Source organism: Achromobacter piechaudii NBRC 102461, assembly GCF_001571245.1.
In the GTDB taxonomy this organism is placed as follows: Bacteria; Pseudomonadota; Gammaproteobacteria; order Burkholderiales; family Burkholderiaceae_B; genus Achromobacter; species Achromobacter piechaudii.
The window spans coordinates 161,612-173,439 of record NZ_BCTK01000014.1; the positions used below are offsets into that span (position 1 = coordinate 161,612).

The 11,828-nt window shown below is 65.7% G+C and carries 12 protein-coding genes and 1 riboswitch; of the genes, 6 read left to right on the forward strand and 6 right to left on the reverse strand.

All coding sequences use genetic code 11. From position 1 onward, the window contains the following. The first annotated feature begins 6 nt into the window (after window positions 1-6). The 6 genes from API01S_RS25465 (at window position 7) to metF (ending at window position 5,385) form a co-directional block, all read left to right on the forward strand. Window positions 7-894 (forward strand): alpha/beta fold hydrolase, encoded by an 888-nt coding sequence (locus tag API01S_RS25465; RefSeq protein ID WP_061306470.1) that lies wholly within the window; start codon window positions 7-9, stop codon window positions 892-894. A gap of 78 nt (window positions 895-972) precedes the next feature. Then, the gene (locus API01S_RS25470; protein WP_061306471.1) at window positions 973-1,209 is read left to right on the forward strand and encodes a DUF1289 domain-containing protein; all 237 of its coding nucleotides are present in this window, start codon (window positions 973-975) and stop codon (window positions 1,207-1,209) included. A gap of 87 nt (window positions 1,210-1,296) precedes the next feature. Then, complete coding sequence (locus tag API01S_RS25475) at window positions 1,297-2,358, forward strand: glycosyltransferase family 4 protein (RefSeq protein WP_061306472.1); 1,062 nt, start codon at window positions 1,297-1,299, stop codon at window positions 2,356-2,358. 59 nt (window positions 2,359-2,417) lie between these two features. After that, a riboswitch (S-adenosyl-L-homocysteine riboswitch) is annotated at window positions 2,418-2,564 on the forward strand. Window positions 2,565-2,664: 100 nt separating this feature from the next. Beyond that, entirely contained in the window at window positions 2,665-4,083 is a 1,419-nt protein-coding gene (gene ahcY, locus API01S_RS25480; RefSeq protein WP_006216373.1) for an adenosylhomocysteinase, read from the forward strand. A gap of 124 nt (window positions 4,084-4,207) precedes the next feature. Next, window positions 4,208-4,543 (forward strand): phage holin family protein, encoded by a 336-nt coding sequence (locus API01S_RS25485; protein ID WP_006224804.1) that lies wholly within the window; start codon window positions 4,208-4,210, stop codon window positions 4,541-4,543. Then, window positions 4,543-5,385 carry a methylenetetrahydrofolate reductase [NAD(P)H] gene (gene metF / locus API01S_RS25490; RefSeq protein ID WP_006216371.1) on the forward strand — a complete coding sequence of 281 codons (843 nt, stop codon included), beginning with the start codon at window positions 4,543-4,545 and terminating at the stop codon, window positions 5,383-5,385. The genes API01S_RS25485 and metF overlap by 1 nt, the downstream gene beginning before the upstream one ends. Before the next feature lie 159 nt (window positions 5,386-5,544). Here the strand turns inward: metF and API01S_RS25495 are convergent, their stop codons facing one another. The 6 genes from API01S_RS25495 to API01S_RS25520 form a co-directional block, all read right to left on the reverse strand. After that, window positions 5,545-6,543, reverse strand: a complete 999-nt coding sequence (locus API01S_RS25495; RefSeq protein WP_061306473.1) for a tripartite tricarboxylate transporter substrate-binding protein — start codon at window positions 6,541-6,543, stop codon at window positions 5,545-5,547. Window positions 6,544-6,662: 119 nt separating this feature from the next. Next, window positions 6,663-7,529 (reverse strand): proteasome-type protease, encoded by an 867-nt coding sequence (locus tag API01S_RS25500; protein WP_006216369.1) that lies wholly within the window; start codon window positions 7,527-7,529, stop codon window positions 6,663-6,665. A 54-nt stretch (window positions 7,530-7,583) separates the two neighbouring features. Then, window positions 7,584-8,387, reverse strand: coding sequence for a transglutaminase family protein (locus API01S_RS25505; protein ID WP_006216368.1), 804 nt, complete (start codon window positions 8,385-8,387; stop codon window positions 7,584-7,586). Window positions 8,388-8,402: 15 nt separating this feature from the next. Beyond that, the gene (locus API01S_RS25510) at window positions 8,403-9,380 is read right to left on the reverse strand and encodes an alpha-E domain-containing protein (RefSeq protein ID WP_006216367.1); all 978 of its coding nucleotides are present in this window, start codon (window positions 9,378-9,380) and stop codon (window positions 8,403-8,405) included. A gap of 2 nt (window positions 9,381-9,382) precedes the next feature. Then, the gene (locus API01S_RS25515; protein ID WP_006216366.1) at window positions 9,383-10,813 is read right to left on the reverse strand and encodes a circularly permuted type 2 ATP-grasp protein; all 1,431 of its coding nucleotides are present in this window, start codon (window positions 10,811-10,813) and stop codon (window positions 9,383-9,385) included. Between the two features lie 223 nt (window positions 10,814-11,036). After that, the gene (locus API01S_RS25520; protein WP_061306523.1) at window positions 11,037-11,711 is read right to left on the reverse strand and encodes a 5-formyltetrahydrofolate cyclo-ligase; all 675 of its coding nucleotides are present in this window, start codon (window positions 11,709-11,711) and stop codon (window positions 11,037-11,039) included. Between the last annotated feature and the right edge of the window lie 117 nt (window positions 11,712-11,828).

An 11,828-nucleotide genomic window follows, 5' to 3' on the forward strand; every position in this document is an offset into this window, starting at 1 on the left:
CTATCCATGACCGCATTCTTTGACTTGCCGGTGCGCCGCATCCAGACCAATGGCGTTGAGATCGCCGCGCGCATCGATGGGTCGGGCCCGCCCTTGCTGCTGCTGCATGGCCATCCGCAAACGCATGCGATCTGGCACCGCGTGTGGCCCGAATTGACGCGGCATCGCACCTGCGTGGCGGCCGATCTGCGCGGCTATGGCGACAGCACCAAGCCCCCGGCCACGCCGGGGCATACGGCGCATTCCAAGCGCGAAATGGCCGCCGACATGATCGGGCTGATGCAGGCGCTGGGCCATGCGCGCTTCGAGGTGCTGGCCCATGACCGGGGCGCGCGCGTTGCGCACCGGCTGGCGCTGGACCACGCCGAGGCGGTCTCGCGCATGATGCTGCTGGATATCGCGCCGACGCTGGACATGTACGAGGGCACGACGCGCGCGTTCGCGCAGGCGTACTTCCATTGGTTCTGGCTGATCCAGCCCGCGCCAGGGCCCGAGACGATGATCGAGCATGACCCCGTGTTCTATCTGCGCTCGGTGATGGGCGGGCGGCCGGGCGGACTGGTGCACTTTTCCGCCGAAGCCATGGCCGAGTACGAACGCGCGGCGCGCCTGCCCGGCTGGGCGACCGGCATCTGCGAGGATTACCGCGCGTCGGCCACGGTGGACCTGGACCATGATCGCGCGGGCCGCGAACAGGGCGAACGGCTGCGCATGCCGGTGCGGGCGCTGTGGGGCGAGCGCGGCGCGGTGGGCAGGAATTTCGACGTGCTGGCGCTGTGGCGCGCCATCGCCGAGGACGTCTCGGGCAAGGCGCTGCCGGGAGCGCATTACCTGGCCGAAGAGTGCCCCGACGCGCTGCTGGACGAGGCCGCCGCGTTCTTCGGATGGCGCTAGGCGCGGCTGTCAATCAAGCCAGGGTGGGCGTAAGGGCTATCCAAAAAGGGACATAACCCTGGTGGTAACCTTCGCCCCATGAATCGTTACTTCGCTGATCTTTCCGAATTGCCTTCGCCTGAAGACGCGCAACGTGTCTTCAAGGCGACCGACTCCCCCTGCGTGGCCGTCTGCTCGACCTTGTTCGATGACATCTGCCGAGGGTGTGGCCGCACCGCCATGGAAGTCGCCAATTGGGTATTCATGACGGAAGAGGAAAAGCGCGACGTCTGGGTGCGCATCAAGGCGCAAGGGTATCCCCGGCGCAATAACTGAGGCGCGGGGCAGGCGGTTGCAGCAACCGTCTTGGGGCTGTCACATCGGGCGGGCTAAATCGCGGTATCGCCCACTTCCGGCCCTATCATGCGCATCGTTCTGGTTACGGATGCCTGGCATCCGCAAGTCAATGGCGTCGTCCGCACCTGGACGACCATGCGGCAGATTCTCAGCGATTGGGGCCACGAGCTGATCGTGGTCAGCCCGGAAGGCAGCCGCACCATGCCGGCCCCTTCCGAACCCGAGCTGCGGCTGTGTCTGCAACCGGGGCGGCAACTGCGCCGCGTCCTGGGCGATGCCTTGGGCGACACCATTCCCGACGCGCTGCACATCGCCACCGAAGGCCCGCTGGGCCTGGCGGCGCGCCGGATGGCCTTGTCGCGCGGCTGGCCGTTCACGACATCGTTCCACACCATGTTTCCCGACTACCTGCAAGCGCGCATGGGCATACCGGCCGCCTTGCCGTGGCGCTATCTGCGCTGGTTTCATCGCCCGTCCCGATGCGTGCTGGTGCCCACGCCGACGGTGCGCGACGTGCTGGTGCGGCGCGGTCTGGCCAATCTGCAAGTGTGGTCGCGCGGCGTGGACGCGCACAAGTTCCAGCCACTGGCGCGCACGGCGCTCGCGCATCTGCCGCGCCCCATATTTCTGAGCGTGGGCCGGGTGGCGCGAGAAAAAAACCTGGATGCGTTCCTGTCGCTGGACCTGCCGGGCAGCAAGGTTGTGGTGGGGGCGGGACCGGATCAGGCGCGGCTGCAAAAGCGCTTTCCCGATGCGGTGTTCCTCGGCATGCAGCAGGATGATGCGCTGCCTTCCCTGTATTCCGCCGCCGATGTGTTCGTCTTTCCCAGCCTGACCGATACGTTCGGCCTGGTCATGCTGGAGGCGATGGCCTGCGGCACGCCCGTGGCGGCGTTTCGCAGCGAGGCGCCGCTGGCGGTGGTGGAGCAGGGCGTCACTGGCTGCCTGGACGACGACCTTGCCCATGCCTGCCGCGCCGCGCTGTCGCTGGATCGCCACGCCGTGCGCGCGCATGCATTGACCCGCAGTTGGGATGGCGTGGCGGCGGCGCTGCTGGACGCGCTGGTCCCGCTGTCGCCGGCCGCGCCGCGATCCGCTGCCGGCCCCGCGCCCGCGCGCGCCGGATGACCCGATTTTTTTCAGGGACGCATTTCCGCACCATCGGCCAAACCGGTACAATCCCCGGCAATCCTGAGGAGCGTTGCGACGACCTCGTGGTTCCCGCCCTGCACGGCATCGTGCACACCCCGCGTGAAACCCGGTTCGCCAGGCTCAGGAATCCTTGTTCAAGCGCCGCGCCTTGCGCGTCGCTACAGCAACGGCGCTCACCTTTGTCGCATATGGCGGGAAAGGCGAGCACTCGACTGTCGTGGTGTATTCGCGTTGTCCGGCCATATCGTGCGCCGTTCGATATTCACGTGGAGCCTACACACCATGAACGCTGTTACTGATAAATCCTTCTCCGATTACCTGGTTGCCGACCTGTCGCTGGCAGGCTGGGGCCGTCGCGAGCTGGCCATCGCCGAAACCGAAATGCCTGGCCTGATGGCCATCCGCGAAGAATTCGCCGCCGCGCAGCCGCTCAAGGGCGCCCGCATTGCCGGCAGCCTGCACATGACCATCCAGACCGGCGTGCTGATCGAAACGCTGGTGGCGCTGGGCGCTGAAGTGCGCTGGGCCTCGTGCAACATCTTCTCGACGCAAGACCACGCCGCCGCCGCGATCGCCGCCTCGGGCACGCCGGTGTTCGCCGTCAAGGGCGAGACGCTGGAAGAGTACTGGCAGTACACCCACAAGATTTTCGAATGGCCCAATGGCCAGCAAGCCAACATGATCCTGGACGATGGCGGCGACGCCACGTTGATGCTGCACCTGGGCACGAAGGCCGAGAAAGACATCTCGGTGCTGGCCAACCCGGGCAGCGACGAAGAGCGCATCCTGTTCGCCGCCATCAAGGAAACGCTCAAGCGCGACCCGAAGTGGTATTCGACGCGTCTGGCCCAGATCAAGGGCGTGACCGAAGAAACCACCACCGGCGTGCATCGCCTGTACCAGATGTCGCAAAAGGGCGAACTCGCCTTTGCCGCCATCAACGTGAACGACTCGGTCACCAAGTCCAAGTTCGACAACCTGTACGGCTGCCGTGAATCGCTGGTCGATGGCATCAAGCGCGCCACCGACGTGATGGTCGCCGGCAAGATCGCCGTCGTGGCCGGTTACGGCGACGTGGGCAAGGGCTGCGCGCAGGCGCTGGTCGCGCTGCGCGCGCAAGTCTGGGTCACTGAAATCGACCCGATCTGCGCCCTGCAAGCCGCGATGGAAGGCTTCAAGGTCGTGACGATGGAAGAAGCCGCCGCGCATGGCGACATCTTCGTCACCGCCACCGGCAACTACCACGTCATCACGCGTGAGCACATGAACGCCATGAAGGACCAGGCGATCGTTTGCAACATCGGCCACTTCGACAACGAAATCGACGTCGCCGGCCTGGCCGATTGCCAGTGGGAAGAGATCAAGCCGCAAGTCGATCACGTGATCTTCCCGGACGGCAAGCGCATCATCCTGCTGGCCCAAGGCCGCCTGGTGAACCTGGGTTGCGCCACCGGCCACCCGTCGTTCGTGATGTCGTCCTCGTTCGCCAACCAGACCATCGCTCAGATCGAACTGTTCACGCGCAACGAAGCCTACAAGTCCGGCGAAGTCTATGTGCTGCCCAAGCACCTGGACGAGAAGGTCGCCCGCCTGCACCTGAAGAAGCTGGGTGTGAAGCTGACGACGCTGCGCAAGGATCAGGCCGACTACATCAACGTGCCGGTCGAAGGTCCTTTCAAGCCCGAGCACTACCGTTATTGATCGGGTCCAAGCACAATAGGAAAATGCCGCGCCATGTCGGCGCGGGCTTTCCGAACCGCGGAGCCCCCCGTTTTTGCAGGCTGAAGACGGGGCCGCGGAGCGACAACACAGGAGTTCGAACATGGTGACATTGATACTCGTCTGGATCCTGAACGCGGTGGCGCTGCTGGCCGTCGCCTACCTGCTGCCCGGCATCGCCGTGGCCAGCTTCGGATCAGCGCTGATCGCGGCGTTGGTGCTGGGCCTGGTCAACATGCTGGTCAAGCCGGTGCTGGTGCTGCTTACGCTGCCCATCACGATCGTCACGCTCGGGCTCTTCCTCATCGTCATCAATGCCTTGTTGTTCTGGTTCGTCGGCTCCGTGCTGAAAGGCTTCCAGGTCAACGGGTTCTGGTGGGCCGTGGGCGGTGCCATTCTGTACAGCATCATCTCTGGCCTGCTTACCAAACTGATCCCCTAATGTCTGACTCGACTACCCCTGCTTTCAGCCTGGAGTTCTTTCCGCCGCGCGACCTGGCCGGCCAGGAACGGCTGGTGCGCGCGGCCAAGCAGATGCTGGCCATTCAGCCCAAGTACGTCAGCGTGACGTTCGGCGCGGGTGGTTCCACGCGCGCCGGCACGGCCGACGCCGTGCGCACGCTGCGCAACCTGGGCTGCGACGCCGCGCCGCACTTGTCCTGCGTGGGCGCCACGCGTCAAGATCTGCGCGACATTTTGCAGACCTACAAGAGCGAAGGCGTGCGGCGCGTGGTGGCCCTGCGCGGCGACCTGCCCTCGGGCATGGGCGGCGACGCGGGCGAGCTGCGCTACGCGAGCGAACTGGTGTCGTTCATCCGCGAGGAAACGGGCGACTGGTTCCACATCGAAGTGGCGGCCTATCCCGAAATGCATCCGCAAGCCGCCAATCCGTCGGCCGATTTGGATCATTTCGTAGGCAAGGTGAAAGCCGGCGCCGACGCCGCCATCACGCAGTATTTCTTCAACGCCGACGCCTACTTCGACTTTGTCGACCGGGCCCAGGCCAAGGGCGTGCAGGTGCCGATCGTGCCGGGCATCATGCCCATCACGAACCACACGCAACTGCTGCGCTTCTCTGAAATGTGCGGCGCGGAAGTGCCGCGCTGGATCCGTCTGCGCCTGGCCGAGTTTGGCGACGACAAGGCATCCATCCGCGCCTTTGGCGTAGATGTGGTGACCGAGCTGTGCCAGACCTTGCTGGACAACGGCGCGCCCGGCCTGCATTTCTACACCTTGAACCACGCGGATGCACCGCTGGCGGTGTGGAAGGAACTCGCGCTGTAATCGCGCGAGGCAGTCCAGGCAACGCAAGGCCCGCATCATGTGCGGGCCTTTTCTTTGTGCGGCGTGCGTTGGGGGGCCAGCGTCGACGGCCAGCGTGGACGGCGCGCAGGGAACGAGGCCGGACAGGATTGCCGCCAGCCTTGCCGCGCCCCGCGCGTATCAATCCGCGTACACGCCCACCTTGCGGATAACGGTGCCCCACTTATCCACTTCCGACTGCAACCACGTTTGCAAACCTTCGGGCGTCTGCTTCGCCTCGGGCACGATCTCCGCGCCCAGCTCCGCCATTTTCTGCGAGAACGCCGGGTCTTTCAGCGCCGCGCGCAACGCCGCGTTGAACTTGTCGATGGCCTCTGGAGGCGTGCCCTTGGGCGCGTAGACGCCGTGCCAGACCTTGACCTCGAACCCCTTCAAGCCGCCTTCCTGCAACGTCGGTGCGTCCGGCAGTGTCTTGATGCGATCCAGTGTCGTCACGCCATACAGCTTCACGCGCTGCGCCTTGATCTGGGGAATGGTCTGCGTGGTCTGGTCGCACAGCACGTCGACCTGGCCGCCCAACAGCGCCGTCATCGCGGGAGCCGTGCCGGCATAGGGCACGGTGGTGAACTGCACGCCCAGCGATTCCTGCAACAGCATGCCGCACAGCTGCGACACCGCGCCCAGGCCCGCGTTCGCCAGGTTGATCTTGTTGCCGTTTTCGCGTGCGTACTTGATGAAGCCCGCCATGCCGTCGGCCGGCAGGTCCTTGCGGCCCAGCAGCGTCATGGGTACGTCGGCCACCTGGCCCACGTAGGCGAAGTCGGTCAGGGGATTGAACGACAGCTTGCGGTACAGCGCCGGCGCGGTCGCCATGCCGTTGTGGTGAATCAGGAAGGTGTAGCCGTCGGGGGCCGCGCGAGCCACGTGCTGCGAAGCCAGCGTGCCGCCCGCGCCGGTGCGGTTTTCGATGATGATGCTTTGCCCCAGCGTCTTGGCCATCGACGCGCCCAGGCTGCGCGCCACCACGTCGGTCGGCCCGCCCGCCGCGAACGGCACGACCAGCGAAATGGGATGGTTCGGGTAAGCGCCTTGCGCGCTGGCCGAGCCCCAGGTCAGGCAGGACAAGGCCAGCACGGGCCAGGCAGCACGCGTGGCCGCGCGCGCGAAAAAGTGGGGCATGTCTCGCTCCTTGTGGTTTTCTGGTGGGCCCAGTGTGGCCCGTCAGAACAAGGATGAGAATTCGCCGTTTCGCAAGCCGGGTTTCAGCCGACGGAAAGCCGGGTTAACGCGGGTGCCGCTTAATTGGCCTGATCCTTGCCCGGATCCTGCGCCAGCACTTGGGGGTTGGGATAGCTGTCGGGCGCGGGCGCATCGGCCGGATCCACGCGCAGCGGCTGGTGCACGCGGCTGGGCGGCACGAGCGATCCGGGATCGTCCGGGTTGGTCCACAGCGGGTCCGGGATTTCGGCAAAGACCTGGCGCAGGCGCTCGCCCCAGGTGCCGCGGATCATGCGGAAGTATTCGTTGCGTTCGTCGATGCTGGCGAAATGCGTAACGCGCAGCGCGCCCGTGTCATAGACCAGCAGGTCCAGCGGCAGGCCCACCGAGATGTTCGAGCGCAAGGTCGAATCCATGGAGATCAGCGCGCACTTGGCGGCCTCGTCCAGCGAGGTGTCGGGGCGCAGCACGCGGTCCAGGATGGGCTTGCCGTACTTGGCTTCGCCGATCTGGAAGTACGGGCATTCCTGGCTGGCTTCGATGAAATTGCCCGCCGCGTAGACCTGGAACAGGCGGCAACCTTCGTTGCCGATTTGTCCCCCGAATATCAGGCTGACGTTGAACTCCACGCCTTGCTCGTGCAGTGCGGGCGCTTCGCGGTGGTAGACCTCGCGCACCGCCGCGCCCACGCAGCGGGTGGCTTCGAACAGGTCGGGCGCGTTCCAGATGGTTTCGCCGCCGACTTCGTGCTGGCGCACCAACGCATGCAGCACGGCCTGGCTGATGGCCAGGTTGCCCGAGGTCATCAGGACCATGACGCGCTCGCCCGGACGCTCGAAGACGGTCATTTTTCGGAAGACGCTGATCTGGTCCACCCCGGCGTTGGTGCGGGAGTCAGAGAGGAATACCAGGCCGGCGTCGAGGCGGGCGGCTACGCAATAAGTCATGATCGATCATTCAAAGAAACCACGCCGCATTGTATTGCGGCGTGGGCGCGACGGTTATTGCTGGCCGGAAACCTGCACCTGCACGCTGATCTCCATGGATTCGTCGCCGCCGCCGCTGCGGACGCCGCGCACGGGCGAGGCCGAATCGTAATCCCGCGCCACGGCCAGCCGGCAATGGCTGTCCGACGCGAACTGGCGGTTGGTGATGTCAACGCTGGTCCAGCCGACGTCGGCCAGGAACACGTCGGCCCAGGCATGGCTGGCCGAGTGTTCGGTGGTAGTGTGGACGTAGCCGCTGACGTAGCGCGCGGGTACGCCCAGGCCGCGCACGCAGGCCAGGAACAGGTGCGCGTGGTCCTGGCAGACGCCGTGGCCCATCGCCAGCACCTGGTTGGCGGCCGTGGTGACGTCGGTGGTGCCCGGCTCGTAGGCGACGCGGTCGCTGATGGCGTTGGCCAGCAGCAGGATGTCGTCCGGCGTGGTCAGGCCGTTGGGCAGCACGCCGCGCACGAAGGCGAGGATGGTGTCGTCGGCCTGGGTCAGGGGCGTCTGCACGCAATAGGCATGCACGGGCAGGCGGCTGTCTTCGCTGCCGAGCAGGCCGCGCGTCAGCGGCGACACCTGCACCTGACCCACCACGCGCAGCTCGATGTCGGTATGAGGGCGGTTCAGAGTCAGCGTGTGCGTGATGTTGCCATACGCATCCATCTGCTTTTCCAGCGCGCCGGGTGCTTCGATGTTCCAGCGCAGCACGCGCTGGTGCTCGTCATCGCGCGGGGTCATGCGCAGCGTCTGGATGCTGTAGGTGACCGGCGTGGTGTAGCGGTAATGCGTGACGTGCGTGATGAACTGTTTCATGGTGCTGTCTCCGTGTTATGCCGACAGCGGGACCAGGAAGTCCTGGCTGATCCGGTTGCCCAAATCGTTGATGCGGTCCAGGAAATGGTCCAGATACTGGTGCAGGCCGCTATCCAGAATGTCTTCGACTCGGCCAAATTGCAGCTCGGCGCACAGCATGCCGGCGCGTCGCTGGGTTTCCGTTGAGCGCTGGTTGGACACGCGCGCCAGGTCTTCGGACACTGCCCGCATCGAGGCCAGCAGCGAACGCGGCATGTCGGGATGCAGGATCAGCAACTCGGCCACGCGGTCCGGCGTGATGACGTCGCGGTACACCTTGCGGTAGATCTCCAGCCCGGACACGGAACTGAGCAGCGCCGACCATCGGTAGAACTCGCTTTGCAGCGCGGCGTTGCCCGATGCCTCGCCGCGCGATTCGGTAGCGGCGGCATGGCTGGCGCGTTCATGGAATTTCACGTCCAGCATGCGGGCGGTATTGTCCGCGCGCTCCAGGTGCATGCCGATGCGCAGGAAGTACAGCGCTTCGTCTTCGAGCATGGTGCCGATGGTGACGCCGCGCGCCAGATGCGAGCGGAACTTCACCCATTCGAAGAATTCGCCGGGATTGCGTTCCAGCAGGCCGGTATGCAGATGCTTGAGCAGCTCCAGCCAGGTGGTGTTGTAGGTTTCCCAGACTTCGGTCGTCAGGCTCCCACGCACGGCGCGCGCGTTTTCGCGGGCGGCGCGCATGCAGGAATAGATCGACGAAGGGTTTTCCGGATCGCGCACCATGTATTGCAGCACGTCGCCGGGCGAGATCGACGCGTACTTGCTTTGGTACAGCCCTTGCAGTTCGGAGATGCGCAGCACGCCCAGCCACGAGCCCTCACGAGTTTGCGTGTCTTGCGGCAACAGCGACATTTGCAGGTTCACGTCCAGCATGCGGGCCGTGTTCTCGGCGCGTTCGATGTAGCGGCACATCCAGAACAGGTTGTCGGCGGTTCGGCTCAGCATGTTCAGTCCTCCAGAACCCAGGTGTCTTTGGTGCCGCCGCCCTGGCTGCTGTTGACCACCAGCGAGCCCTCGGTCAGCGCCACGCGGCACAGGCCGCCGGGCACCGTGCGGATGTCCTTGCCGCACAGCACATACGGACGCAGGTCGATGTGGCGCGGCGCCACGCCCGATTCCACGTAGGTGGGCACGGTGGACAGCGCCAGCGTGGGCTGCGCGATGTAGTTGGCGGGGTTGGCGCGCACGCGTTCCTTGAAGGCCTCGACCTCGGCGCGGCTGGCCGATGGTCCCACCAGCATGCCGTAGCCGCCCGCGCCATGCACTTCCTTGACGACCAGCTCGTGCATGTTGGCCAGCACGTGGGACAGCTCGTCCGGCCGGCCGCAACGCCAGGTCGGCACGTTCGACAGGATGGGCTCTTCGCTGAGATAGAACCGGATCATGTCGGGAACGTACAGGTAGGTGGACTTGTCGTCGGCGATGCCCGTGCCGATGGCGTTGGCCAGCGTGACGCGGCCGGCGCGGTACACCGACAGCAGGCCGGGCACGCCCAGCGCCGAGTCGGCGCGAAACGACAGCGGATCCAGGAAGTCGTCGTCCAGCCGGCGATAGATGACGTCCACCTTGCGCGGACCCTGCGTGGTGCGCATGTAGACGGTGTTCTGTTCGACGAACAGGTCCTGCCCTTCGACCAGTTCCACGCCCATCTGCTGCGCCAGGAAGGCGTGCTCGAAGTAGGCCGAGTTGTACATGCCCGGGGTCAGCACGACCACGGTGGGATCGTCGCCGCCATGCGGGGCCACTTCGCGCAGGTTGTCCAGCAGCAGGTCGGGATAATGCGCTACCGGCTCGACCTTGATGCGGCTGAACGCATCGGGCATCAGCCGCATCGACATCTTGCGGTTTTCCAGCATGTAGGACACGCCGGATGGCACGCGCAGATTGTCTTCCAGCACATAGAACTCGCCCGCGCCGGCCCGCACGATGTCCACGCCGGCGATGTGGCAGTAGATGTCCTCGGCCACGTCCACGTCCTGCATTTCAGGGCGGTACTGGGCGTTAAGGAACACCTGTTCGGCTGGCACGACGCCGGCGCGCACGATGTCGTGGCCGTGATAGATGTCGTGGATGAACATGTTCAGCGCGCGCACGCGCTGCTTCAGCCCGGCTTCCAGGTGCCGCCATTCGTCGGCGGGAATGATGCGGGGGATGAGGTCGAACGGAATCAGGCGCTCGGTGCCGGCGGCGTCGCCCGCGACCGAGAAAGTGATGCCGACCCGCCGAAAGCTCAGGTCGGCCTCCAGCCGGCGCACGGCCATGGCTTCGGCCGACTGCTCTTGGTGCCAGCGTTCGAACGCCTGGTATTGGGAGCGTATGCCGCCAGCGCTGTCGCGCATTTCGTCATAGGCGGCGGGACGGGATGGTCTGTCCTTCATGGCTCCTCCGATGCAATGCCTGCTGCCGGCTTGTGGTGGCCGGCTTGCACGCGGTCATTTGCCGGCCGATGGTTGGCCGGTCATAAACAATAAGCAACCTGCATGCCAGCTTTCGGGGACACAGGGCCCGTGGGCACAATATCCTCTGACGGGCGCGGAAAAGCCATCCCCGTTGCGGCCGATGGCACCGTTTTGGTGCGTGCCACCGGGCGCAACTGGTGCGTCAGTTCATGCGGAACGTATGCAAGGTGGTGCCGCCGGGGCCGCCCTGGGACAGCGGCGCCTGGGGCACCCAGCCGTCCTGGGTCAGCACCGCGTCCAGCGGGACGTCGTGCGAGGCCGCCTGGTAGTCAGCGTCCAGTTCGCCGCAGCTCCAGGCGATGCCGATGGTGATGAACGGATGGCCGCGCTCGCGCAGGGCGGCCAGCGTGCGGTCGTAGTAGCCGCCGCCGTAGCCCAGGCGGTCGCCTTGTTCCGTGTAACCCAGGGTGGGCACCAGGACCACGTCGGGCAGCACGTCGGGGCCGGCCACGGGTTCCTGGATGCCGTAAGGCCCGGCGCGCAGCTCGGCTTCGGGCGTCCAGGGCAGGAAGGCCAGCGGCGCGTTGCGTTCGCGCACCACGGGCAGCGCCACGCCGATGCCGTTTTCCACCCATTGCGACAGCAGCGGGCGCAGATCGGGTTCATCGTCCATGGGCCAGAACGCCGCGACGGTGGCGGGCGCGGCGCGGCCGGCGCGCACGGCTTCATCGCGGGCGACATTGAGCCAGGTGAACAGGCGCGCGCGCATCAGCAGCGCGCCGCGGCTGCGCTGGTCTTCAGGCATTTCGGCGCGCAGTTTCCGCAATCGCATGCGGTGCTGGACTGCGGTATCCTTTGGAGTATTTTGCGTAGTCATGCAGTGGCTGTAATGGGGGTGGACAATGAAGGCGAACGTGCTGAAATCAGGCATGCGACAAACCAGCATGCGAGTTACAGGCATGCGGCCATCGGGCAAGCGCATGTGGCCGTTCGG

Bases quoted from the DNA above. Each gene is read 5' to 3' on its own strand.
- API01S_RS25465 (WP_061306470.1), top strand. From the start codon at position 7: ATGACCGCATTCTTTGACTTGCCGGTGCGCCGCATCCAGACCAATGGC.
- API01S_RS25470 (WP_061306471.1), top strand. From the start codon at position 973: ATGAATCGTTACTTCGCTGATCTTTCCGAATTGCCTTCGCCTGAAGAC.
- API01S_RS25475 (WP_061306472.1), top strand. From the start codon at position 1,297: ATGCGCATCGTTCTGGTTACGGATGCCTGGCATCCGCAAGTCAATGGC.
- ahcY (WP_006216373.1), top strand. From the start codon at position 2,665: ATGAACGCTGTTACTGATAAATCCTTCTCCGATTACCTGGTTGCCGAC.
- metF (WP_006216371.1), top strand. From the start codon at position 4,543: ATGTCTGACTCGACTACCCCTGCTTTCAGCCTGGAGTTCTTTCCGCCG.
- API01S_RS25495 (WP_061306473.1), bottom strand. From the start codon at position 6,543: ATGCCCCACTTTTTCGCGCGCGCGGCCACGCGTGCTGCCTGGCCCGTG.
- API01S_RS25500 (WP_006216369.1), bottom strand. From the start codon at position 7,529: ATGACTTATTGCGTAGCCGCCCGCCTCGACGCCGGCCTGGTATTCCTC.
- API01S_RS25505 (WP_006216368.1), bottom strand. From the start codon at position 8,387: ATGAAACAGTTCATCACGCACGTCACGCATTACCGCTACACCACGCCG.
- API01S_RS25510 (WP_006216367.1), bottom strand. From the start codon at position 9,380: ATGCTGAGCCGAACCGCCGACAACCTGTTCTGGATGTGCCGCTACATC.
- API01S_RS25515 (WP_006216366.1), bottom strand. From the start codon at position 10,813: ATGAAGGACAGACCATCCCGTCCCGCCGCCTATGACGAAATGCGCGAC.
- API01S_RS25520 (WP_061306523.1), bottom strand. From the start codon at position 11,711: ATGACTACGCAAAATACTCCAAAGGATACCGCAGTCCAGCACCGCATG.